The following is a 24,026-nucleotide window of genomic DNA, read 5'->3' on the forward strand; positions in this document are numbered from 1 at the left end:
AATGAGCGTCCAGACCACGAAACGGCGGCTCAGCCCCGCCAGCATCGAAGCCCTGAAGGGTGAGCGCCCGATCGTCAGCCTGACGGCCTATACGACGCCGATCGCACGGCTTCTCGATCCTCACGTGGATTTCCTCCTTGTCGGCGATTCGCTCGGCATGGTGCTCTACGGCCTCGATACGACCGTCGGCGTCACGCTCGACATGATGATTGCGCATGGCCAGGCGGTCATGCGCGGTTCGGAGCGCTGTTGCGTCGTCGTCGATCTTCCTTTCGGCGCCTATCAGGAATCCAAGGAGCAGGCCTTCCGCAGTGCCGCGCGCATTCTGAAGGAAACGGGCTGCAGCGCAGTGAAGCTCGAGGGCGGTGCCGAGATGGCCGAGACGGTCGAATTCCTTGTCAGCCGTGGCATTCCGGTGCTCGGCCATGTGGGCTTGATGCCGCAGCTCGTCAACACGACGGGGGGCTACCGCTCGGTCGGGCGCAACGAGAAGGAGGTGGCCAAGATCCGCCGCGACGCCAAGGCGATCGACGATGCCGGCGCTTTCGCCATCGTGGTCGAGGGAACGGTGGAGCCGGTCGCCCGAGAGATCACTGCCACGCTGCGCGCGCCGACCATCGGCATCGGTGCTTCGCCGGCCTGCGACGGCCAGATACTGGTATCGGACGACATGCTCGGTCTTTTCAACGATTTCAAGCCGCGCTTCGTCAAGCATTTCGCCGAGTTGGCACCGACGATCTCAAAGGCGGCGGAGGCCTATGCCAATGAGGTGAAGGCGCGCAGCTTTCCGGGCATAGAGCACACGTTTCAAGTAAAGCGCTGACGTGTCGGGGCGGGCGTGTTCTTTGCGTCCGCCTTCTTATGGTAGGCCGACCGAGCACCAGGTCTCGTGTGCTCGTTCGGGAATGACGCGCGTCCAACCATCAGAAAATTCAATCGCCGCATCAGAGTAATTGAATTGTCGCGATCTGCGGCAGCCCCTATCTGTCCGGCATGCTCGTTACGGGCGGCCCCGCAGGAGAATTTCATGAGCAGAGGCGATTTCCGGGAAGGGCTGCGCGGCGGCTTTCCGATCATGCTGGCGGCGTCGCCCTTCGGAGCGCTTTTCGGCGCGCTTGCGGTGGATAACGGGTTTTCGATTGCCGATGCGGTATTCATGAGCGCCACCGTCTATGCGGGTGCAAGCCAGATGGTCGGCATCGAACTCTTCGGAAGCAACGTGCAGCCCTGGCTGGTGGTGCTCTCGGTCTTTGCGGTCAACTTCCGCCACGTGCTCTATTCCGCTTCTCTCGCCAAGCACATCCGCCATTTCAGCTTCGTTCAAAAGCTGATCGCATTTTTCCTGCTCGTGGACCCGCAATATGCGGAGACCGAACAGCGCGGCCAGCGCGGATTGCCGGTCACCTTCGCCTGGTATGCGGGCTTCGGCGTCGTGATCTATGTTCCATGGCTCATCAATACGCTGATCGGTGCGATCTTCGGGCAGTTGATCGGCGATCCCAAGGCGATCGGCCTCGACGTGCTCCTCCCGATCTACTTTCTGGGGCTCGTGATGAGCTTCCGCACGCGCGACCGCTTTCTGCCGATCGTGGCCGTGAGCGCCGTCGCTTCCGTCGCTGCGATGCATTTCGTCGGCTCCCCCTGGCATGTCAGCATCGGCGCGCTTGCCGGCGTCCTGCTTGCGGCCTGTCTGCCGCCGAAGCGACCGGCGACCGAAACCCACGCCGTGGAAAAGGAGGCCTGATCCTTGGACGCGCAACACCTCGATCTGCTCTATCTCATCGTCGCGGCGGCGGTCGCCACTTATGTCACGCGCTTCGGCGGCTACGTGCTTATCACGCAGTTGAAGAACATACCTCCGCGCGTCGAGTCTGCGTTGAACGCAGTCCCGGCGGCTGTACTGACAACGCTGGTGGCGCCCGCCTTCGTCTATGGTGGCATGGACGTCGCCGCAGCGATGCTCGTCGCCTTCGTCGTCGGGCTGCGCTTTTCGACGCTTCGGATGCTGCTCGTGGGCTGGATCGCGGTCATGGCGATCCGGCACCTGATCATGTAGGTTCCCGCCCGCCTCAGCATGGGTCCGGCCGCTCGGATTGGCGCCAGGCCGGTTCTGGACTATCATCTTCTCGTTGCCGGGGAGGCAGCCGCCCCCCGGCCCACGGAGGAGCGACCATGATTACCAGAATTTCCGTTGCGCTGTTTCTCGCGCTTGCGCCTGTTACCGCGTTTGCCAACCAGTGCCCCGCCATGATGCAGGCGATCGATGCGGCCATGCCCAACGCATCATTGTCCGAGGCCGACATGGCCAAGGTGAAACAGTTGCGCCAGCAGGGCGAAGACTTGCACAAGGCTGGCGACCATGCGGGCTCGGAAGCAGCGCTCGGCCAAGCCAAGACGATGCTTGGGATCTGACCGGGAAGGGGCCTGCGCTCCATTCAGACTATTGTCGGATTAAGGCTGCGATTCAGTAAAATTCGCGGGTTACGCGAGAGCGTCGCCGCAAATATAACCATGCTGTTGGTTGAGAAATCGACCCTCCCAACGGAGGCCCGGCGGTACCCCAGCCCCAGCCCACACCGCCGGGCCGCCCGTTCCGACCCTATCGCACGATTGCTTCCGTAGCACTGGCCAGCCAGTCTCTCGTTTCCGTGCCCGACAGCAGCGGCATCAGCTTTTCCAGCGTTTCCGCGTGGTAGGCGTTCAGCCAGTCAAGCTCGTCGTCGGTCAGCAGGGCGGGAAGGACGAGCCGGCGATCGATCGGGCAGAAGGTCAGCGTGTCGAAGCCGAGCATAGGCTGGTCGCCGCCCTCGATCTCCTCCGGCTCGCGCACGACGACGAGATTCTCGATGCGGATGCCGAAGGCGCCGGGGCGATAGTAACCGGGTTCGTTGGAAAGGATCATGCCGGGCAGCAATTCCTGCGTGGCAAGCCGGGCAATGCGCTGCGGTCCTTCGTGGACCGAGAGATAGGAGCCGACACCGTGGCCGGTCCCGTGCGCATAATCGGCGCCCGCCTTCCATAGCGCGATCCGGGCGAGCGGATCGAGGTCGACGCCGCGTGACCCCTTCGGGAAGCGCGCCGTGCTGATTGCGATCATGCCCTTGAGCACGAGCGTGAAGAACCGCTTCTGTTCTTCCGGCACCGCGCCGATCGCGACCGTGCGGGTGATGTCGGTCGTACCGTTGATGTATTGCGCGCCGGAGTCGATCAGGAACATGGTACCGGCCTCGATCCGCCGGTCGGTTTCGTTCGTGACCCGATAATGCATGATCGCGGCATGCGAACCGGCGCCGGCGATCGTGTCGAAAGAAACGTCCTTCAGGGGGTTCTGCATGCGCTCGCCGACGGCCGCGCGCGTCGCCTCCAATTGCCTGGTTGCGCCGATTTCGGTGACGCTGCCGGGCTCCCTCCCGTCCAGCCAGGCGAGGAACTCGACCATCGCCGCACCATCCTGCAGGTGCGCCCGGGTCGATCCGGCGATCTCGGCTGCATTCTTGCAGGCGCGGGGCAGGCGGGCGGGATCGACCGCCTCGACCACCGAACCTTCCTTCCTGCGAATCAGCTCGCCGATCGCGAAGGGGGCGAGATCCGGATCGATCATGATGGCTGCGCCGGTTGAGGCGAGGGCGGCGAGCCGATCGTCGAAGCTCGCGGGCGCCATTATGTCGGCGAGCTGGGTCAGGTAGGCTTCCTGCTCGATGCCGGTCTTGCGTTTGTCGAGGAAAAGCTCGGCGCTGCCGTCCGCATGGATGATGGCGCGCGCCAGCGGGTGCGGCGTGTGCGGCACGTCACTGCCACGGATGTTGAAGGTCCAGGCGACGGAGGAGGGATCCGTGAGAACGACGGCGGCGGCCTTCGCCTTTGCCACGCCCGCCGCGATCTCCGCGATCTTGTCTTTCGCCAATTGCCCCGCATGCTCGACCGGCTGGATCGTCACCGGGCCGAGCGGCGTTGCGGGACGGTCGGTCCAGAGCCGGTCGAGCGGATTGTGGTCGAGAAGGACGACACTGCCGCCGATCGCGGCAAGCGCCTTTTCGAGCCGGCGAACTTCCGCCGCGGTGTGTAGCCAAGGATCGATGCCGAGGCGGAAGCCCTTGGGTCCATGGCGCTCCAGCCAGACATGCGGCGGTTCGCCGATGAGATCGCCGCCGGTGAAGACGCTGCCGTCCACCTGCTCCTTGAGCTGGGTTACATAACGGCCGTCGACGAAGACGATCGCTTCGCGCTGGGTCACGAGCGCTACCCCGGCCGAACCGGTAAAGCCCGTCAGCCACGACAGCCGCTCGGAACTGCGGGGCACATATTCCCCTTGAAATTCGTCGGCACGCGGCACGAGGAAGCCATCGACGCCCAAGGTTGCGAGGGCGGCACGCAGGGCGGTGGTTCTCTCCTTGCCGAACTGGGGCGTGGAGGTGACTTCGAAGGATTGGAACATGGACTTTCCCGGTAAGCTTGGCGGAGACCGCAGGTGAGATGGGCATGTTAATGCATCTCTTCCAAAAGTGGAGCAGCGGTTTTGGAATAACGACCTGCATAAAGTAACAACTTAAACTCGTTCGCGCAGGGGGGAGACGAGATTCGCCCATGAACAGCGTGTACCTCGGGTGGTGCAGGACGCGCATTTGCCCATTTGTCATACATATGCACGCGGCGCATGGCACCCATGCCGGAATGTATCTTTCTCTATCGGAATTATGGTTTATAAGCCCGCTCAACGAACACGGACGAACGTCCGCCGGTTCAAAAGACTGCAGTTCCGAGAATAGTTGGTCATCTGTTCTCCTCCTCCCTCAGGGTGGCCAGCTTCGGAACGGTAGAGCCCGCTTGAGCGCTCCTCCTCCTCAAGCTCGCGGGTATGGTCGGCCAAAAGCCGGTCAGCAGGCGATGCTTCGGCATCGCCTTTGTTTCGAGAAGGCTGCCCCGTCATGATGGACCGGGCGGCCTTTTCGTTTTCTCGGTTCCCCTTTCGGTCGATACTCCTTCTATCGTCATCCCTGCGCTTGGCGCAGGAGGGAGGATCCAGTTCGGCGCAATAGAGCCTGTCCGGGACGGAAGTGCCTGTGGAAACAGGCGGTGTCCACGGGAAAACAAATGAAGAACGGTTTGCTTCGTGATAAGCCTGCTTACGGTCGACTTGCGAGGATATCTCTCAAACGGAGCATGCAGAGGTAGGAGCGGCGATGCTGAAAACCGATACCCGCCAAGCGAATTGGCGCCGTGCCAATCCAGGGAAATACGATGCTCATCTCGCTGTGCAGCGAGCAGTGAAGGCAGGCGAACTGGAAAAGCAAACGTGCGAGGTCTGCGGGATCGAAGCGGTCGATGCCCATCACGATCAATACGACGAGCCTTTAAAGGTGCGGTGGCTTTGCCGCCGACATCACACGAGGCTTCATCACTACGGCGAAGACATGTTTCCGATCAGGGATGCACTTTAGAGATCCCCGGAGCTGAATTACGGCAGGGCAAGTTGGTCTTGCCGTCAGCGCGGCTGGATCACGATCAGCGAATGTAATTACGACGTTCTGGAACGATCGTACTACCTCGATTCCGGACAAGAACCGGTTGGTCGCTTCAGCGATGCGTTTCTTGAGAAAGTGCGACAAGCTTTCGTGCCGTTTTTGGCGGCAGGATCAGCGCGGGTCAATCGAACCTGACGGCGCGCCGGACCCTGGCGACAGCGTGCAAGAAATACGAGCGTATAAATGACGACCTTGATCGGGTATGCGCGAGTCTCGAAAGCGGATGGCAGCCAGCTTCATGACCATCAGCGCGATGCACTGATCAAGGCCGGCGTTCTACAGGAACATCTCCATAGAAATGCGGCGTCCGGACGCCGCGACCGGATGCGTCTGCGACAAGCGTGACTTACCTGGTCAGATGAATGGTTACCCAGCCATTGCGCCAGAGGGTGCGCGCATGTTTGAGGTTCTGACCGTTATAGGCTGCGAGCACCTTCCAGCGCTGTTCGGCGAGAATACCGGAAAGGATGACCGAACCGCCCGGAGCGAGGTTGGCCACGAGTTGCGGCGCCATCTTCATCAGCGGCCGCGCCAGAATGTTGGCGATGATGAGGTCGAAGGGGCCGTTGGTGCTGAAGGTGGTCGAGTGGAAGCCGGGCGCGGTGGCGAAGGTCAGGCCGGTGACGACGCCGTTGCGACGGGCGTTGTCGGCGGCGACGCGGGTTGCGATCGGATCGATGTCGGTTGCGAGCACCGGGACGTGCAGGAGCTTCCAGGCGGCGATCGCCAGCACGCCGCTTCCCGTCCCGAGGTCGAGCGCGTTGCGGACGGGCCGGGAGCGGGCGACGGAGGCAAGCATTTCGAGGCAGCCGGCTGTCGTGCCGTGATGGCCGGTGCCGAAGGCCTGGCCGGCGTCGATCTCGATGGCGATCTCACCCGGCTTCACCTTGTCGCGATCGTGCGAGCCGTGGATGACGAAGCGGCCCGCGCGCACGGGGGCGAGGCCCTCCAGCGACTTGGCGATCCAGTCGACATCCGGCAGCACTTCGCGCTCGATCGGAAGATGCGAAAATTCGACTTCGAGTGCCTGAGCGAGGCGTGATCTCACGCTCTCCTCTTCATCCGTCATCATGTAGACGGAGGCCTCCCAGACATCCCGCTTCTCGTCGATCTCCATGGTCGCGATCGCGTAATCGTCTTCTTCGAAAATTGCGCTCATGACGTCGAGGACGGCTGCCGCCTGCTTCTCGGTAGTGGTGACGAAAAGTCGTATCTCGCTCACGGTGCTTTCCTTCGGCGTGCAGCCATTCAAAAGGGCCACAGCGGCTTCGGCGCGTCCGATCGGATGCGCGGCGCTGTGGGCGGTTCGCCGCTATCATGAATGAGGTACAAAGGCAAAGCGCCGGGTTTACCGGCGCCCGCAGGATACACGGGCAAACATTGTTAGCCGCGCGTGAGGTTTTCCAGCTTCTTGACGGCCGTTTCCGGGTTTTCGCCATAGGCGATCGTTCCGCTGAACTGGCCGTTGGCGTCGAGCAGGAAGACAGAGGCGGTATGATCCATCGTGTAGTCGCCGTCCGGCTTTGCCTCGTCGGTGGGGACTTTCTTGTAATAGACGCGGTAACCCTTGACCATTTCCAGCACCTTGTCGGGCGGACCGGAGATGCCGGTGATGCGCTTGGACACGTTTGAAACATACTGGCCGAGCACTTCGGGTGTATCGCGCTCGGGATCGACGGTGATGAAGTAGGCCTGCAGCTTGTTGCCCTCGGGATCGACCTTATCGAGCCAGCCGTTGAGTTCGAACAGCGTGGTCGGGCAAACTTCCGGGCAATGGGTGAAGCCGAAGAAGAGCGCCGTCGGCTTGCCGGTGAACGCCTTCTCGGTGATCTGCTCGCCATTCTGGGCGACAAGGGTAAAGGGCACGCCGAAGGGGCCGGATGCGGCCTGCTGCTTCGGCTGGGTCATGTCGAAGGTCAGCCAGCCGAGGACGGCCACCATGACGAGAATGGCTACCCAGAGAACGATGCGTATGGATTTCATCATTGCCACCAGTCTGTTGCTGCCCCGACGCATCTGAGACAGACGCGCGGCGCCGTCGGGCCGTCAGGAATGTAGAGCGTTGATACCGCGTCGGACACACGGGTGCAAAGGGGACAATTGCCGCAGGTTCGCTTGAGGCGGTGCGTCTCAGATGCACCAGGCGAGACCGGCTTGCGCCAGCGACAGGAAAATGTCGGCGCCATTCGCGATCCAGCCTTTGAAGGCGAGCAGGAAGACGAGCGCGAGCACGCCGGTGGCGAGGGCGAAGATCAGGGGAGAGAGCGACTTCTTGGTATCCGTGCGCATGAAGCGATCATAGCACCGTGAGACGGAAGGAAAAGGGCAGCAGCGGTCGAAACGCGCGAACTTCCGCAAAGTCGCGGGCAGTGTTTTAGCGATTGTTTAAGGTCTGTTTGCCACTGTCCGCCGACGCGGAGAAGTGCACCACTTCGATATGACATGAGGTCATCCGGTTGATCGAGCCCGGTTTTCCGCATCGATCGCAACGGAGGACCCCGCCTGCCGCCGGCGGGTCCAGCTATGGACTGCCATATCGATGAACACCGTTCCATCCGCCAAGGGAAAGCTTTCCGTCAGCCTACGCCTTGCGACGCTTGCGGGCGCAGCCTTTCTAGGTTTCGGTTCCGTTCTCGCCGTCGGCCTTTATGAGCAAGGCGGCTCGCAAGAGGCACTCGACAAGGCGGTTATCGCTCAGCGCGGCATGGGAACGCTCGAGGAAATGCGCCTTGCCCGCCTGGAGCTCGTGCTTGCGGCAATGGACACCATCGTCGACCGCGGCGAACGCCGGATACAGCCGGAACGTGCGGCCCAGATCGGATCCTCGCTCGAGGTCATCGAGGGCAGGCAAGCCGATCTCGAAGCGCTCGCGCGTCTTATCGGCAAGCCGGAAGTTCTTGCCGGTTTCGAATCGGATATGGCCCAACTGCGCAAGGCCGTCGAGCAGGACCTGAAAGCGCTCGTGGAGGCCGGAGCGCCAGCCGAGGAATTCGCCCGCATCGACGATGTCATCGACGCCGCAGGCGAGCGCGTGGGCGCATCGCTTGCGCAATTGGCCGATGCCGCAGCCAGCCTGGCCGCGGGGCGCATCGCAGATGTCCGCACCAGTGGTGAGCATGCGCTCATGCTCCAGGCAGCCGCCTGTTTGCTGGCAATGGCGACCCTGATCGGCCTGATCTGGTTCCATGGGAACGTCTTGCGCCGGGGCATCCTCGGTCTGCGCGACAGCATGCGGCGGATACATTCGGGCGATCTCACGGCTGAAGCGGCGGGGCTCGACCGCGGCGACGAAATCGGCGAGATGGCACGTTCGGTGGAGCTTTTCCGGGTCTCGGCAATCGAGAAACGCGCGCTCAAGGAAAGGGCCAGGGCGAGCCGGCAGGAAACCGAGACGGAACGCGAGCGTCACGAGACGGAGCGCGAGCAGGCGATCGGACTGATCAACACCGCAGTCGAAGCCCTCGGCGGAGCGCTCAATCAGCTTGCAGACGGCAATCTGGCGGTTGCGATCCGCGAGCCTTTCGATGGCGGGCTCGATGCGTTGCGCCGTGACTTCAACGACACGGTGGAACGGCTGAGCCAGGTCCTTTCGAGTGTCAAGGAGAATACCGCCTCGATCGAATCGAACGGGCGGCAGATGCGCAGCGCTGCCGATGATCTGGCGCGGCGGACGGAAAAACAGGCCGCGTCGCTGGAGCAGACGTCGGCCGCGCTCGAGGAAATCACCGTCACGGTGAAGACAGCGACCGAGCGCGCCGAAGAGGCGAGCCACATGGTCGACGAGACACGCATCAATGCGGAGGAGTCCGGGCGCATCGTCGGCGAGGCGATCGCCGCCATGGCCCGCATCGAGGGCGCTTCCAGCGAGATCGGCAAGATCATCGACGTGATCGACGAGATTGCGTTCCAGACCAATCTGCTGGCGCTCAATGCCGGGGTCGAGGCCGCGCGGGCGGGAGAGGCCGGCAAGGGCTTTGCCGTCGTTGCCCAGGAGGTGAGGGAGCTCGCCCAGCGCGCTGCCGGTGCCGCGAAGGATATCAAGGCTCTGGTGAGCCGCTCGGGCAATGAAGTCAAGACCGGCGTCAGGCTGGTTCAGGAGACCGGCGACGCGCTCGGCCGCATCGGTGCCAAGGTGGCCTGCATCAACGAACATATGAGCTCGATCGTCATGGCGGCGCGCGAGCAATCGACGGGCCTTCGCGAAATCAATACCGCTGTCGCTCAACTCGATCAGATGACGCAGCAGAATGCCGCAATGGTCGAGCAGACCAATGCGGCGAGCCATACGCTTGCGCAGGATGCCGAGAAACTCAGCGAGATCGTCGGGCAATTCCGCCACGGGCAGGCGCGCGAGACGGCGATCCGCACGGCGGCGATCCAGCCGCCGGGCAGGGCAGGCTCGGCGACGGCAAGCGCTCCGGCGCGGGCGGCAACAGCGACTGCTGCCGCGCCCGTGTCGCTTCGCAAGCCCGCGGCCGCGCAATCATCCACGCGTCCAGCTCCATCTCCAGCAAAGGCGTTGATGGGAAAACTGGCTGGCGCATTCGGTAACAGGCCGGGATCAACGCCGTCGGTAACGGCGTCCGGTGAAAATTGGGAAGAGTTTTGATCATGAGCAACGCAATCAAGCAGTCAGGCGCCTATCTCGAAATCGTCTCCTTTCACCTGGGCGAACAGGAATTCTGCATCGACATCATGGCAATCCGGGAAATCCGCGGTTGGGCACCGGTGACACCGATGCCGCACACGCCGCCCTATGTTCTCGGCCTCATCAACCTGCGTGGCGCGGTGATCCCGGTCATCGACATGGCCTGTCGTCTCGGCATGAAGATGACCGAGCCGTCGGAGCGCTCCGCCATCATCGTCACCGACATCAACGGCAAGCTCGTCGGACTGCTGGTCGAGCAGGTCTCCGATATGATGACGATCCGAAGCGAAGACCTGCAGCCCGCGCCGGAAATCATCCCGGAAGCCCAGCGCGCCTTCTGCCGCGGCATCGTCGCGCTTGAAAAATCCATGGTCTGCTTCCTCAATCTCGACACCGTCATCGCCGAGGAACTGGCGCAGGCGGCCTAGATCACGATGTTTTCAGGTCGGATCGACCTCACGAACGTGATCGATTCGAAGAAGTTAGCGCGGGATGCGGGCGGAAAGCCGCACCCACTTTCCTCATTCCGCCCCGAGGATCGCCACGCACGGTTTCTGCAAAGGCCCGCGAAAGCGGGCCTTTTCGCATGAGCCGGCAGACGCTCGGCGGCTACTGCACGGCGGTCGGCATCACGGCGGAGCGAGCAAATGTGAAAACGTACCGGTCGCGCGCAAGGAACCCCTGCACGCGAAACGAGTTATGAACAGGCAGCATTTGGCGAGAAGCCCTCTGCTGGTGATTACAGCCTCCGCGTTTGGAAGCTGATGTGGAAACAGACAGGAGCAACGCCATGAAAGTTTCTTTCAGAACATCGCTCGCTGCATTTGCCCTCTCATCGGCGCTTGCCGGCGTCGCCGTGCCGGCCTTTGCAGACAGTTACTATCCGGGCATCGACCCGCATAATCCTCCGGGCACCCAGAACAGAGGGGCGGTAATGGTGCCGGCACGTCCCTATTATGTCGATCCTGCCCCGACCGGCAGCGTCTATGTCGATCCCGCACCGACGGGCAGCGTCTATGTCGATCCGGCGCCGACCGGCAGCATCTACATGGAACCGGCGCCGGGAAGCCGAGCGACCAACGCGCCTGGCCGGGTACGTGAACACTATACGAACGAGTATCAGGGCCCCGGCGACGGCGACTATTATCAAGGCATCTCGCCTCCGGCTCCCCGTCCCTAAACATTTTTAGTTGCCTTCGAGCGCATTGCGCTTTCGCGGACCATCGCCTTCAGAGGCGATGGTCCGCCGCTGTATGCTCTTTCAGTCCAAGGACGCGCCACGATGCCGCCCCGGTGGTGGGGGGGGGCGGTCAAGTTACAGTTATGTAATGAGCATCACTCTTGGATGAGCAAAAGTGACAAATCGTCAAACGCTTTCGACCGGTGCCGGGTGTTATCTTGGTAACCGCAGCATCCGTAGGAGGCTCGTATGCTGAACAGTAGCATCCATTGGGAGGTGGGATGCCTAACGGACATAGGAGTTAATGCCATGAGAGTTTCTCTGAAAACATCATTTGCTGCATTTGTCCTGTCATCCGCCTTGGTCGGTGCCGCGGTGCCAGCCTTTGCGGACAGCTATTATCAGGGCCTCGACCCGAACCACCCTCCGGGAACCCAGAACCAGGTACGCATGCCGGCGTCGCGTAACCTGCCTCCGTCTTCGGTCGACCCGACTGCAACGGGGAGTATCGACGGCGGCCGTATGATGTCTCCAAGCGGTACCTACCAGGAGAGATACGACCCGGGTGAGGGCGACTACTATCGGGGCATTGTGCCGCCTAAACCGTAAGGCGCGAAATCAGCTACTGCATGTTTCCTCGAGGCGCACCAGCTCAAGAGACGATGTATGCGGCGTAAAATGCGGCAGACCTTAGTCTCGCAGGAAGCGCGCACTGTAGCTCGGAAGGGGAGTGCGGAAAACCCGTACTCCCCTTCCGGCCGTCTTGATCTGCTGCGTTCGCCGGATCGATTATTCCGGCCGCCCATTCTTCCAGGTGACCGATTGGCCATAGAGCGGGACCGTGGTGATCGACATCTTGGCCGATCCGTCGGTCAACTGCCTCGAATGCGCCAGATAGATCAGCGTGTCGTTGGCCTTGTCGTAGATGCGGGTCACCAGCAGGTTCTTCCAGATGAGAGACAGTCCGGAACGGAAGACTTCCTCTCCCTCCTTCGACAGGTCGATATCATCGATGGCGATGGGGCCGGTCTGGCGGCAGGCGATGGAGTTGTTCGACGGATCCTCGAGCCAGTTGCCGTTCTTCAGGCGGTCGATGACGCTGCGATCGAAATAGGTGACGTGGCAGGTAACCCCGGTCACCTTCGGGTCGCTTACGGCATCGATCTTGATGTCGTTGCCGAGCCAGTCGACCCCGACCTGGCCAACGGTTTCGGCGTGGACCGGCGAAACCGCCGCGGCCGAGACGGTGAGGCCGGCGACAAGCAAGGCACGGATGCGGCGCAACATGAGTATCCTCCAATGAACTGCACCGTTCAGATAGGCAGCGGATGCTGCAATGCAAGCACCGGCCGCCAGACCCGTCGATATGCAGGATCCATCGTGCGAGAAGTCACGCCGAGTGGCGCAGTTCCGACCGGGCGGCACGGGCTTCGCGCAATTGCGCGGCGGCTGCCGCAAGGGCGCGGGCGCTGGCGTCGATGCGGCGATCCCTTGCTACCGAGCAACGGTCGCGACCATCCGCCTTTGAGTCGTAGAGAGCAAGGTCGGCGCGTATCATCACGTCGGTAATCGTCTCGCCCGCAATGGCGGCGGCGATCCCGATGCTCACGGTCAGACGGATGCGCTGATGCGAGCGGCCGGCCGGCGTCTCACGCACCACGCGGCAGATATCCTCCGCAAGCGCCCTTGCCTGCTCTTCCGTGTGGTCCGGCAGGACGATGCCGAATTCCTCGCCACCGATCCGTCCGAGGACGCCCCGTCCGGCGAGGAAAGCCGAGACGGTATCGGCAAAATGCGCGAGCGCCATGTCGCCGCAGGCGTGCCCATACTGATCGTTGATTTGTTTGAAGAAATCGAGGTCGAGCAGCAGGAAGGCAGCCGGCTCCTGGCGTGCCACGCACTCGGCGAAGATCCGCTCGCCCTCTTCCATGAGCGTCCCGCGTGACAGCGCACCGGTCAAGCCGTCGCGTGCGATCATGGCCCTCAATCCGGCGATGACCCGGGCCTGCATCGTGAGGATCATGGCCAGGAAGAGGAGGGGAAGGCACAGCACCCGCATGGTGACGAGCAGGAAATCGAACAGGCTCGAAGCGGGCGAGCCCGCCGGTCCCGGCAAGACGTGCGCCGATGGGCCGAGGGCATGGGCAAGGGCGGTGAAAACCACGGCGGCGGAGCCGACGACAACGACCTGGATCGCCGGCTTTTCGCCCGGCCAGCGGTCGGCTGCGGCCAGACCAAGGACGAGAAGTAGAGCTGCGACAACGCCCGCAACGACGATCATGCCGGCGGCCGGGCTGTCGTGGCCGCCGAGAGCGATGATGAAGCCGAGCACGCCGCTCGAGAACGCGAGCACCAGACAAAGCGAGGCCGGAATCGACAATGCGAGGAACCGGCGGAGGCCCTGGAGGACGAAAAACAGGGAAACGGCGAGACCCGCATAGCCGAACATTGCGGCGACCGGCGCCTGCAACGCCGCCGCAACCGTCAAGGCGCCTGCCGACGCTGCCGAGAGTGCGCAACTGGCGGAGAACTCCCGAACACCGGCAACCGGCCGCAGAGAAAGGAGAACGGGTAGCATGGCAAGAAGTGCGATGACCGGTATGGCGGAGAGAAAGCTCATTTCGAAACGGCCTGTCGTGCTAAAATAAAGTGCGGCTTGCGTTTCAGCCATTATGCGAGGCCATTGGTAACGATGGCGCATTAACGAAAGCTGGCGAAATTCGCTGCAATTTGAGCGATCACTCTCTCCATAGTTGTGGCGATCGGTCGCAGAGCTTTTCAGGGAGCGGTGTCATGGCCCAGGAAGGCATATCCTTTGCAGACATACCCTTTGCAGACAGGGCCGATGCGGGTCGAAGGCTTGCTCGCGTCATCGAAGCGCATCTCACCGAGAAAGCGGACTTCGCCGACCCGCTCGTGATGGCCTTGCCGCGCGGCGGCGTACCGGTCGCCTTCGAGGTGGCAAGAACTCTCGGCGCGTCCCTCGAGCTCCTCATCGTTCGCAAGATCGGCGCACCGGGTCATCCCGAATTCGGTCTCGGAGCGCTGGTCGACAGCGACGAACCGCAGGTCGTGCTCAATGCCGAGGCAATGCGTATCGCGAACCCTTCCGAGAAGTACGTTCAGGCGGAGACCGAGCGGCAAAGGCTCGAACTCGCGCGACGCCGCGTCCTCTATCTGGGCGACCAGGCGCGAATTTCTCCAAGCGGTCGCAATGTCATCATTGTCGACGACGGCATTGCCACGGGCGGAACGGCCAAAGCTGCGGCGAAAGCCCTGCGGCAGGCAGGTGCCGCGGCACTAATGCTCGCCGTGCCGGTCGCCCCGAAGAGCGCGATCGCAAGCCTGGGGGACGACGTGGACCGGCTCGTCTGTCTCGCCAGCCCCACCCCTTTCCATGCCGTCAGCATCTATTACGACGATTTCGAGCAGACCACGGATGCCGAGGTGATCGCGCTGTTGAGGCAGGCGAGGGGCGGTGACACAGGCTTCGGGCAAAGATAGTTGTAATGCGCCTGAACTTGCGAACGAGGATTGAGAATGTCCGACTATCTTGCCATACGCCCGGTAACGCGCCTCGACTATGAGCAGTGGCTGCCGCTTTGGGACGGCTACAACGCCTTTTACGGCCGAGCCGGCGAAACCGCGCTCCATCCCGACATCACCCGGATGACCTGGTCCCGCTTCTTCGATGCCTATGAGCCGATGCATGCGCTGGTCGCCGAAAGCGAGGGGCGGCTCATCGGACTGACGCACTACATTTTTCACCGCAGCACGACGTCGATCCAGCCGAATTGCTATCTGCAGGACCTTTTCACCGATGAGGCCGCCCGCGGCAAGGGAGTCGGCCGGGCGCTCATCAACGGAGTCTACGAAGCGGCGAAACGCGTGGGGTCGCCGCGTGTCTATTGGCTGACCCACGAGACCAACTACACGGCGATGCAGCTCTACGACAAGGTGGCCGAGAAGTCGGGCTTCGTTATGTATCGAAAGATGTTTTGAGGCCGACAAGGTAGAGCGGAAAACCGCTGCACGGTTTTCCCGGAAGTGCTCACACCCGTTCTACGAACCCATCCAGCACGCGCTTCTGCCCGGCGCGGTCGAAATCGATCGTCAGCTTGTTGCCCTCGATCGCCGCGATGTTGCCGTTGCCGAACTTGATGTGGAAGACCCGGTCGCCGACATTGAAGCGGGAGGGCTCGGCGCTCGTCGACTTGGCGACGAGCTCGCCTTCGATGGTGCGGGTGCGGGGGCCCGATTCGCCGTAACCGATGCGTTCGATGGCGTGGCCGGAGCGGGTGCCCCAGTTGTCTCGGGTGGCCTCCGACCGGTGCTGCTGGGCGCGTTTCCAGCCGGGCGTCTGGTAATTGTTCTCGAAGGGATCGGCCTTGTCGAAGCGCGACTGGCCGTAACCGCCGCGACCGTAACCGCCATAGGAGACCTCCTGTTCGGCCACTTCCACATGAGCGATCGGCAACTCGTCGAGGAAGCGCGAGGGAAGCGTCGATTGCCAGAGGCCGTGGATGCGGCGGTTCGAAACGAACCAGATATGACAGCGGCGCTTGGCACGGGTGATGCCGACATAGGCGAGGCGGCGCTCCTCCTCCAGACCTGCGCGGCCGCCTTCATCCAGGGCGCGCTGATGCGGGAAGAGCCCTTCCTCCCACCCCGGCAGGAAGACGGTGTCGAATTCCAGCCCCTTGGCCGAATGCAGCGTCATGATGGAGACGGCATCCATATTCTCGTTCTGCTCGGCGTCCATCACCAGCGCGACGTGCTCGAGAAAGCCGCGCATGGACTCGAAGGCTTCCATCGAACGAATGAGCTCCTTCAGGTTTTCGAGGCGCCCGGGCGCTTCCGCCGATTTGTCGGCCTGCCACATGGCGGTATAGCCGCTCTCGTCGAGGATCCGCTCTGCAAGTTCGGTGTGCGGCGTCGTTTCGAGCAATGTCTGCCAGCGGCGGAAATCGGCGACGACGTCGAAGAGGCCCTTGCGAGCCTTCGGCTTCAATTCGTCCGTCTCGACGATGTCGCTTGCCGCGGCCAGCATCGGGATGTCGCGGGCCCGGGCATAGTCGTGCAGGGTGCGGACGGTCGTCTCGCCGAGGCCGCGCTTCGGCGTGTTGACGATCCGCTCGAAGGCGAGGTCGTCGGCGGGCTGGCAGACGAGGCGGAAATAGGCCATGGCATCGCGGATTTCGAGCCGCTCATAGAAGCGAGGGCCGCCGATGACGCGATAGTTGAGGCCGAGCGTGACGAAGCGGTCTTCGAATTCGCGCATCTGGAAAGAGGCGCGCACGAGGATCGATATGTCGTTCAGATTGTGCTTCTTGCGCTGGAGCTGCTCGATCTCTTCGCCGATCGCGCGAGCCTCCTCCTCGGAGTCCCAGGCGGCATGAACATGCACCTTCTCGTCGTCGGGATTCGTGCGCTCGGTAAAGAGCGTCTTGCCGAGCCGGCCCTCGTTATGGGCAATCAGATGCGCCGCCGCGCCGAGGATATGCTCGGTCGAGCGGTAGTTGCGCTCCAGCTTGATGACCTTGGCGCCGGGGAAATCCTTCTCGAAGCGGAGAATGTTGTCCACCTCGGCGCCGCGCCAGCCGTAGATCGACTGGTCGTCGTCGCCGACGCAGCAGATGTTGACGGTGGGTTGCCCCTCACCCCGGCCCTCTCCCCGTTCTGACGGGGAGAGGGGGGATTGCGAACGCGCCGCTTGTCCCTTCTCCCCGTCGGACGGGGAGAAGGTGGCCGGCAGGCCGGATGAGGGGCGATTTCGCGACGCTTGCGTCTGCTGGGCCAGCAGCCTCAGCCACATATATTGCGCCGTGTTGGTGTCCTGGTACTCGTCGACGAGGATGTAACGGAACTTGGCGTGATACTCCTTCAGCACGTCCGGATTGGCGCGGAACATGCGGATCGGATGCAGCAGCAGGTCGCCGAAATCGCAGGCATTCAGGGTCAGCAGCCGGTTCTGGTAGGCGGCATAGAGCTCGCGGCCCTTGCCGTTGGCAAAAGCGCGGGCATCGCCTTCCGGGATTTGCGACGGGTCCAGGCCCTTGTTCTTCCAGGTGTCGATCATGCCGGCGAACTGCTTGGCCGGCCAGCGCTTGTCGTCGAGACCCTCCGCCTGGATGAGCTGCTTGATGAGGCGAACGACGTCGTCGGTGTCGAGGATGGTGAAGTCGGACCGCAGGCCCACCAGCTCGGCATGGCGGCGGAGGAGCTTGACCCCGATCGAGTGGAAGGTGCCGAGCCAGGGCATGCCTTCGACGGCGTGGCCGACGAGCACGCCGATGCGCTCCTTCATTTCCCGCGCCGCCTTGTTGGTGAAGGTGACGGCGAGGATCTGCGAGGGATAGGCGCGGCCGGTCGAAAGGATATGGGCGATCCGCGTCGTCAGAACGCGCGTCTTGCCGGTGCCGGCGCCGGCGAGCACGAGTACCGGACCTTCCAGCGCCTCGACTGCCTCCCGTTGCTCCGGATTGAGCCCGGAGACATAGTCCGGTCGCTGGGCCTTGTCGCGGGCGGCCATGGCGCGCGCGGCGATGCCGCCGTCGGCGGCCGCGGGTTTCCGCGGCGCGGGCTCCTCGTCGAAAAAGGGAATATCGTCAAAACCTTTGGTCATGCGGCCCAATGTAGTGATTCGGGACCGAAAGGCCAGAAAGGATGTTCTTCTTTTATTCCGAAACCTTCACCCACCCGGGCAGGCCTGTGGAAAGACTGATGTTTTCAGGCCGGCATGCCGACATTTTATGTTCTGCCGGACGCGTCGAACACCGGATCGACCGGCACCTGCAGGGCCGTCGCGAGCTGGTTGGTCTTGGCGGCAAGCGAAATGACGCGCAGGAGATCCGCGTGCTCGGCGTCCGTCATTCCCTTGGCCCTGGCGGCGGCGGTATGGGAATGAATGCAGTAGCCGCAGCCATTGGTCACGGAAACGGCGATATAGAGCATCTCCTTCACCAGTGGGTCGAGCGGCGAAGGCGTCGCCATCACCGCCTTGACCTCCGCCCAGGTCCGCTCCAGCAGATCGGGGTCGAAGGCGAGCCAGAGCCACATATTGTTGATGAAGTCCGATTTCCGGGTCGCGCGGATGTCGTCGAAGACGGCCTTGACGCGTGGGTCGGATTCGGGACCGGATGGCGGCGCAACAGTGCTCATGCTTGCTCCATGCGTTTCAAACGAGAGCGAAGACGCGGGCCGGGCCGCCGGTGCCGCCGCGGTGCTTGGGCGCGCCGAGGACCAGCGTCGCGCCCTTCGCCGGCAGCTTGTCGAGATTGGCGGCCGCCTCGAGCCCCCAGCGGCCTTCCGGCAGCCAGGCGTAGTGGGCGGCGAAATCGGGTGAGATGCCGTGGTCGAGCGAGAGCGTATCGACGGCAATGCCGGCTGCCCTCGTGTCCTCGATCAGGAACTTGGCTGCTTCGACGTGAAAGCCGGGGAAATGCATCTTTCCAGCCGTGTCGGCATTGCGGAACTTGTCGCTGCCGAGATGATCCGACCAGCCCGACAGCATGGCGACGCAGGCGTTCTCGGGAATGTCCCCGTTGGCGGCGATCCACGCTTTGATGTCGTCCGGCGTCAGCTGCGCATCCGGATCGGCGGCCGCCTTCTCGCGGATGTCGACGACGCAGAGCGGCACGATCAGCTTGTCGAGGGGCAGCTCCGCCACCGAAAGGCCGTCGGCGGAGAAGTGCAGCGGCGCGTCGACATGAGTACCGGTGTGCTCGTTCACCCGAAGTTCGAACAGGTTGAACTTGTGTTCGGCATATTTGAACTTCTGCTCCCGGAAGAATTGCTGCTGGCCGAAGAAGGTCGGAAACTCCTCATGAAGTTCATGGGTGAGATCGGTGACGCTGCCGTGGCCGGCGGCAAGCGCCGGAGGTACGATTCCCATGCCGGCGGCGGCAATGCCTGCCGTACCGACCGCGGCCGCACGGAGCAAACCGCGCCGCGACACCATCCGCTGCTTGACCGATTCGATGACGCATGCATCGCACATTGCCGTCTCCCTTCGTGTCGAGAGCCGGCCCGAAACAGCCGCCGGCGACGAACAGAATAACCGAGCCACGCAAGCTGTAAACATGCCGCCGCCTCACCGCCGGCGTGTGCGTTTCAGGACGGGCGCAAGCGCCATCATGCCGCCACCAAAATCGCTTTTGTTACAATTGCGTAATGATGCCATTCCGAGATTGCCCGGACGTCTGCAAACAACGATAATCAGCGCAAATCGGAACGTTCCATCGGGTGCGCGCCTCGTTGGAGCGCGCTTTTCTTTTGGAGAGCTTTTCTTTTGGAGACATGAATGCGCTTTTGGAATCAGCTCGCGATCAGCGTCGTCGTCCTCGCCGTCGGGGGCGCCGCGTGGGTGCGTCTTGCGCCCGGAGCGGGTGAGACCTTGGCCGCGATCGGGGTTTCGCAACCGTTGATCGATGCCTTGTCGGGACCGCAGGGCGGCGAAGGGGCAAGGGGCGGTTCGGGCGATAGCGAGCGCGGGCAGGGTCGACGCAGCGGCTTCGCGGAAGCACCCCTGGTCGTCGTCAAGCCGGCCGAGCGCGCCGTCGTCAACGACAGGCTGAACGCGATCGGCAACGGCGAAGCGATCCGCTCGGTTACCGTGACGCCGACCGCAACGGGAAATCTCACAGAAATACTGGTGAAGTCGGGCGACAGGATCACGGAAGGCCAGGTCATCGCGCGCCTCGACAGCGACGACCAGATGATCGCTGCCGAGCAGGCGCGGCTTACGCGCGACAGTGCCCGGGAGAAGGTCGAGCGCTACCGCAATCTCAGCACCGCGCGCGCAGTGACGGCCGTTGAGGTGCGTGACTCCGAGATCGCGCTGCAGGCGGCCGAACTGGCGCTGAAAACGGCCGAGCTCGACCTGAAGCGTCGCGATATCGTGGCGCCCTCCAAGGGGGTGGTCGGGATCATCACCGTCAATATAGGAGATTACGTCACGACCTCGACGCCGATTGCCGTCGTGGACGACCGGTCGCAGATCCTCGTCGATTTCTGGGTGCCCGAGCGCTTCGCCGGCAAGATCTCCGTCGATCAGCCGGTGACCGCGAGCGCGATCGCACAGCCGGGACGCGCGCTTCAGGGCGTCGTTCACGCGATAGACAACCGCCTCGACCCGGAGAGCCGGACGCTCCGGGTCCGGGCGCGACTCGAGAATCCGGATGACATGCTGCGCGCCGGCATGTCCTTCTCCGTCACCGTGGCATTCGACGGCGACCGATATCCCACCGTCGACCCGCTGGCCATCCAGTGGAGCTCCGAAGGCTCCTTTATCTGGCGGGTCAAAGGCGACAAAAGCGAGCGCGTGCCGATCAAGATCATCCAGCGCAATCCCGACAAGGTGCTTGTCGATGCGGAACTCGCCGAGGGCGACCGCGTCGTGACCGAGGGCGTGCAGCGGCTTCGCGACGGCGGCGTGGTGCGCATCGCCGGCGAGCCTGCGGCCGAGGCCGAGCAGAAGGTCGCGGGAGACGCGCAATGAATATCGGTATGGGAGGCCATCAACCGGGTGGAGGGCAGGGCGGAAAGACGGGTTTCACCGCGCTTTTCATCCGCCGGCCGATCTTCGCCCTGGTCGTCAACACATTGATCGTCGTGGCTGGTCTTGCCGCCTGGAATGGCGTCGAGATCCGCGAACTGCCGCAGGTCGACCAGCCGGTGGTCTCGGTCACGACCGAGTTCGACGGCGCCTCGCCGGAGACGATCGACCGTGAAGTGACCTCGGTCATCGAAGGTGCCGTCTCGCGCGTGCAGGGCATCAAGGGCATTTCGTCGTCCTCTTCGTTCGGGCGCAGCCGGGTCACGCTCGAATTCTCCGACACGACCGATATCGGCCAGGCAGCCAACGACGTTCGCGATGCGCTCGGCCGGATCACCGGCCAATTGCCTGATGATGCCGACGAGCCGCGCATCGTGAAGGCGGATTCCGACAGCCAGCCGATCATGCGCCTGGCATTGACCTCCGACACGATGAGCATGGACGACATGACGCTGCTCGTCGAGAACGAGATCAGCGACCGACTGGCGGCGGTCGAAGGCGTTGCCGACGTCACCGTCTACGGCGACCAGGAGAAGATTTTCCGTATCGACCTCAACCAGGCGAAGCTCGCCGGACGCGGCGTCACCGTGGCCAATCTTCGCGAGGCGCTTTCCGACGCCTCCTACGATGTGCCTGCAGGCTCGCTGACGAGCGCAAGTCAGGACATTTCCGTTCGGGCGACGGCCGATCTTCAGACGCCCGAGCAATTCGAAAACCTCATGCTCGGCAACAATGTCCGGCTTCGCGACGTGGCGACCGTGACCCTCGGCCCGGATACGGGCACCTCGGCGCTGCGCTCCAACGGCCGCGAGGGTATCGGCCTCGGCATCATCCGTCAGGCCCAGTCGAACACGGTCGATATTTCCGAAGGCGTGCGCAGCGTTGTGGACGCGATCTCCTCGGATATCCTCCCGACGGGAACCGAGCTCAAGATCACCAGCGACGACGCGGTGTTCATCAACGGCGCCATCCACGAGGTGGAGATCGCACTCTTCGTCGCCGTTTTCATCGTCACCCTCGTCATCTATCTGTTCCTGCTCGACTGGCGCGCGACGCTCATCCCGACCATCACCATGCCGATCGCGCTGATCGGAACGGTGGCCGCGATCTATCTTGCGGGCTTCTCGATCAACATCCTGACGCTTCTGGCGATCGTGCTTGCGACCGGGCTCGTCGTCGATGACGCGATCGTGGTGCTCGAAAATATCGTGCGGCGCCGGGCGGAGGGCCTCGGTCCGCGCGCCGCCGCCGTGCACGGTACGCTCGAGGTCTTCTTCGCCGTGCTCGCAACCACGGCCACGCTGGCGGCCGTGTTCGTTCCTCTCTCCTTCCTGCCGGGGCAGACCGGGGGCCTCTTCCGTGAATTCGGCTTCGTGCTCGCCTTCTCGATCCTCCTGTCGTCCTTCGTCTCGCTGACGCTCTGTCCGATGCTCGCCTCGCGCATGCTGACGAAAGAGCCGCATGAGCATGACGGGGTGATGCAGCGCTTCGGACGGCGCGCTTCCGCCTTCTACCGCGTGACGCTTCGCGCCTGCCTCAATGCGCCGCTCATCGTCTTCGCGGTGGCCGCTTTCTTTACCGCCGCCGGCGCTCTGGGCTTCCTGACGCTCAAGTCGGAGCTGACGCCGAACGAGGACCGTTCGCAGGTCATGCTGCGGATCAACGCGCCGCAGGGCGTCTCGCTGGAATACACGCAGGCACAGCTACGCCGCATCGAAGAGGGCCTGCAGCCGCTGCTCAAATCCGGCGAGATCAGCAATGTGTTCTCGATTTCCGGCCAGGGCGGCTCGGCCAATAGCGGCTTCATGGTCCTGACGCTTGCCCCGTGGGAAGAGCGCGAGCGTACGCAGGGCCAGATCGTCGCCGACATCAACAGGGCGACCTCGAAGATCCCGTCGGTTCGCGCCTTCACCATCCAGGCGAACAGCCTCGGTATCCGGGGTGCCGGCAGCGGCCTTCAGGTCGCGCTTGTCGGCAACGATTACACGAAGCTGGGCGACGCGGCGGCGAAGCTCGTCAGGGCAATGGAGGATACCGGCCGTTTCGAGAATGTGAGGCTCAACTACGAGGCCAATCAGGCGCAATTGTCGGTGACGATCGACCGCGAGCGCGCCTCCGACCTCGGCGTGGACATAGGTGGCCTCTCCTGGGCGCTGCAGGCGATGCTCGACGGCAGCAGCGTCGTCGACATCTTCGTGGAAGGAGAAGCCTATCCGGTCAAGCTGCTCTCTTCCACCGAGCCGCTCAACGACCCGACGGACCTGCAGAACATCTTCGTCAAGGCCGGCGACGGCCGCATCGTGCCGATGTCGTCGATCGCAACGGTCGAGGAGAAGGCAGTGGCGCCGCAGCTTTCCCGCGAATCGCAACTGCGCGCCGTTTCGCTCTCGGCGGGGCTGAAATCCGATCTCGCACTCGGCGAGGCGCTGTCGATGGTCGAAGAGATGGCCGAACCCCTTCTGCCGCCGGGATCGCGGGTCATGCCGCTTGCCGAGGCCGCGACACTGGACGAGAACGCCAACGGCCTGTTCGTTACCTTCGGCTTCGCGCTCGTCATCATCTTCCTGGTGCTTGCGGCGCAATTCGAAAGCTTCGTGAGCGGCCTCATCATCATGTCGACCGTGCCGCTCGGTCTCGCCTGCGCCGTCTTCGCAATGATCGTGACCGGCAACACGCTGAACATCTACAGTCAGATCGGGCTCGTCATGCTTGTCGGCATCATGGCCAAGAACGGCATCCTGATCGTAGAGTTCGCCAACCAGCTCCGCGACCGGGGGCAGGACGTCCGCAGTGCCATCGAGAATGCCGCCAATATCCGTCTTAGACCGGTGATGATGACGATGATCGCGACCGTCGTGGGCGCGGTACCGCTGGTGCTGGCAAGCGGTGCCGGCGCCGAAGCGCGCATCGCGCTCGGCTGGGTCCTCGTCGGCGGGTTGGGCCTGGCGGTGGTCGTGACGCTCTACCTGACGCCGGTCGCCTATCTGGTCATTGCCCGCTTTACCAAGCCGCATGCCGACGAGGAGCGGAAGCTGCAGGAGGAGATGAACGCGGCCGAGGTGCTCAAGATCTGAGATGGGCGAGATCTGGCGCGCAGCGGCAGGTGGCGCGGTGCGATCG

Annotated in this window: 22 protein-coding genes and 1 pseudogene; 14 read left to right on the forward strand and 9 right to left on the reverse strand. The window is 63.2% G+C overall.

Translation table 11 applies throughout. From position 1 onward, the window contains the following. Position 1 precedes the first annotated feature (1 nt). From panB to JOH52_RS13170, 4 genes are all read left to right on the forward strand, one after another. Positions 2–823, forward strand: a complete 822-nt coding sequence (panB, locus tag JOH52_RS13155; protein ID WP_010969735.1) for a 3-methyl-2-oxobutanoate hydroxymethyltransferase — start codon at positions 2–4, stop codon at positions 821–823. A gap of 204 nt (positions 824–1,027) precedes the next feature. Then, positions 1,028–1,744, forward strand: a complete 717-nt coding sequence (locus JOH52_RS13160; RefSeq protein WP_003536218.1) for an AzlC family ABC transporter permease — start codon at positions 1,028–1,030, stop codon at positions 1,742–1,744. A 3-nt stretch (positions 1,745–1,747) separates the two neighbouring features. Then, a complete protein-coding gene (locus tag JOH52_RS13165; RefSeq protein ID WP_010969734.1) occupies positions 1,748–2,056 on the forward strand; it encodes an AzlD family protein in 309 nt (102 codons plus the stop codon). A gap of 116 nt (positions 2,057–2,172) precedes the next feature. Next, positions 2,173–2,412, forward strand: coding sequence for a hypothetical protein (locus JOH52_RS13170; protein ID WP_003536221.1), 240 nt, complete (start codon positions 2,173–2,175; stop codon positions 2,410–2,412). Positions 2,413–2,599: 187 nt separating this feature from the next. On the opposite strand, the gene JOH52_RS13175 is transcribed toward JOH52_RS13170, so the two are convergent. Further along, a complete protein-coding gene (locus tag JOH52_RS13175; RefSeq protein ID WP_010969733.1) occupies positions 2,600–4,435 on the reverse strand; it encodes an aminopeptidase P family protein in 1,836 nt (611 codons plus the stop codon). A 745-nt stretch (positions 4,436–5,180) separates the two neighbouring features. On the opposite strand from JOH52_RS13175, the gene JOH52_RS13180 reads away from it, so the two are divergent. Further along, entirely contained in the window at positions 5,181–5,438 is a 258-nt protein-coding gene (locus JOH52_RS13180) for a hypothetical protein (RefSeq protein WP_003536225.1), read from the forward strand. Positions 5,439–5,705: 267 nt separating this feature from the next. Continuing rightward, positions 5,706–5,843, forward strand: a pseudogene (locus JOH52_RS35040) (resolvase); the annotation flags it as partial. Positions 5,844–5,868: 25 nt separating this feature from the next. On the opposite strand, the gene JOH52_RS13185 reads toward JOH52_RS35040, so the two are convergent. The 3 genes from JOH52_RS13185 to JOH52_RS13195 all read right to left on the reverse strand — a co-directional run bounded on the left by JOH52_RS13185 (position 5,869) and on the right by JOH52_RS13195 (position 7,811). Next, a complete protein-coding gene (locus JOH52_RS13185; RefSeq protein ID WP_010969732.1) occupies positions 5,869–6,744 on the reverse strand; it encodes a 50S ribosomal protein L11 methyltransferase in 876 nt (291 codons plus the stop codon). Between the two features lie 161 nt (positions 6,745–6,905). Further along, positions 6,906–7,505, reverse strand: a complete 600-nt coding sequence (locus JOH52_RS13190; protein ID WP_003536231.1) for an SCO family protein — start codon at positions 7,503–7,505, stop codon at positions 6,906–6,908. Between the two features lie 147 nt (positions 7,506–7,652). Then, on the reverse strand, positions 7,653–7,811 hold the full coding sequence (locus JOH52_RS13195) for a hypothetical protein (RefSeq protein ID WP_010969731.1): 159 nt from the start codon (positions 7,809–7,811) through the stop codon (positions 7,653–7,655). Positions 7,812–8,061: 250 nt separating this feature from the next. Between JOH52_RS13195 and JOH52_RS13200 the strand changes: the two genes are divergently transcribed. The 4 genes from JOH52_RS13200 to JOH52_RS13215 all read left to right on the forward strand — a co-directional run bounded on the left by JOH52_RS13200 (position 8,062) and on the right by JOH52_RS13215 (position 11,959). After that, positions 8,062–10,131, forward strand: a complete 2,070-nt coding sequence (locus tag JOH52_RS13200; RefSeq protein WP_014526938.1) for a methyl-accepting chemotaxis protein — start codon at positions 8,062–8,064, stop codon at positions 10,129–10,131. Between the two features lie 2 nt (positions 10,132–10,133). Next, positions 10,134–10,598: a chemotaxis protein CheW gene (locus tag JOH52_RS13205; RefSeq protein WP_003536237.1), complete on the forward strand. Its 465-nt coding sequence runs from the start codon at positions 10,134–10,136 to the stop codon at positions 10,596–10,598. 362 nt (positions 10,599–10,960) lie between these two features. Then, positions 10,961–11,350: a hypothetical protein gene (locus tag JOH52_RS13210; protein ID WP_010969729.1), complete on the forward strand. Its 390-nt coding sequence runs from the start codon at positions 10,961–10,963 to the stop codon at positions 11,348–11,350. Positions 11,351–11,599: 249 nt separating this feature from the next. Next, entirely contained in the window at positions 11,600–11,959 is a 360-nt protein-coding gene (locus JOH52_RS13215; protein WP_003536241.1) for a hypothetical protein, read from the forward strand. A gap of 180 nt (positions 11,960–12,139) precedes the next feature. Here JOH52_RS13215 and JOH52_RS13220 read toward each other — a convergent pair whose 3' ends face one another. Then, a complete protein-coding gene (locus JOH52_RS13220; protein WP_014529322.1) occupies positions 12,140–12,637 on the reverse strand; it encodes a CreA family protein in 498 nt (165 codons plus the stop codon). 103 nt (positions 12,638–12,740) lie between these two features. Next, the gene (locus tag JOH52_RS13225) at positions 12,741–14,021 is read right to left on the reverse strand and encodes a GGDEF domain-containing protein (RefSeq protein ID WP_010969726.1); all 1,281 of its coding nucleotides are present in this window, start codon (positions 14,019–14,021) and stop codon (positions 12,741–12,743) included. 122 nt (positions 14,022–14,143) lie between these two features. On the opposite strand from JOH52_RS13225, the gene JOH52_RS13230 reads away from it, so the two are divergent. Next, a complete protein-coding gene (locus tag JOH52_RS13230) occupies positions 14,144–14,854 on the forward strand; it encodes a phosphoribosyltransferase (protein WP_010969725.1) in 711 nt (236 codons plus the stop codon). Positions 14,855–14,890: 36 nt separating this feature from the next. Further along, entirely contained in the window at positions 14,891–15,352 is a 462-nt protein-coding gene (locus JOH52_RS13235) for a GNAT family N-acetyltransferase (RefSeq protein ID WP_010969724.1), read from the forward strand. 49 nt (positions 15,353–15,401) lie between these two features. Here JOH52_RS13235 and JOH52_RS13240 read toward each other — a convergent pair whose 3' ends face one another. The 3 genes from JOH52_RS13240 to JOH52_RS13250 form a co-directional block, all read right to left on the reverse strand. Then, positions 15,402–17,975 (reverse strand): ATP-dependent helicase, encoded by a 2,574-nt coding sequence (locus tag JOH52_RS13240; RefSeq protein WP_010969723.1) that lies wholly within the window; start codon positions 17,973–17,975, stop codon positions 15,402–15,404. 125 nt (positions 17,976–18,100) lie between these two features. After that, positions 18,101–18,511, reverse strand: coding sequence for a carboxymuconolactone decarboxylase family protein (locus tag JOH52_RS13245; RefSeq protein ID WP_003534958.1), 411 nt, complete (start codon positions 18,509–18,511; stop codon positions 18,101–18,103). Positions 18,512–18,527: 16 nt separating this feature from the next. Continuing rightward, on the reverse strand, positions 18,528–19,349 hold the full coding sequence (locus JOH52_RS13250; protein ID WP_003534956.1) for a cyclase family protein: 822 nt from the start codon (positions 19,347–19,349) through the stop codon (positions 18,528–18,530). A 303-nt stretch (positions 19,350–19,652) separates the two neighbouring features. Here JOH52_RS13250 and JOH52_RS13255 point away from each other — a divergent pair, with 303 nt between their 5' ends. Both JOH52_RS13255 and JOH52_RS13260 read left to right on the forward strand, forming a co-directional pair. Continuing rightward, positions 19,653–20,849 (forward strand): efflux RND transporter periplasmic adaptor subunit, encoded by a 1,197-nt coding sequence (locus JOH52_RS13255; RefSeq protein WP_010969722.1) that lies wholly within the window; start codon positions 19,653–19,655, stop codon positions 20,847–20,849. Beyond that, a complete protein-coding gene (locus JOH52_RS13260; protein WP_010969721.1) occupies positions 20,846–23,980 on the forward strand; it encodes an efflux RND transporter permease subunit in 3,135 nt (1,044 codons plus the stop codon). The genes JOH52_RS13255 and JOH52_RS13260 overlap by 4 nt, the downstream gene beginning before the upstream one ends. The last annotated feature ends 46 nt before the right edge of the window (positions 23,981–24,026 follow it).

It is taken from the genome of Sinorhizobium meliloti (assembly GCF_017876815.1).
Lineage (GTDB): Bacteria > Pseudomonadota > Alphaproteobacteria > Rhizobiales > Rhizobiaceae > Sinorhizobium > Sinorhizobium meliloti.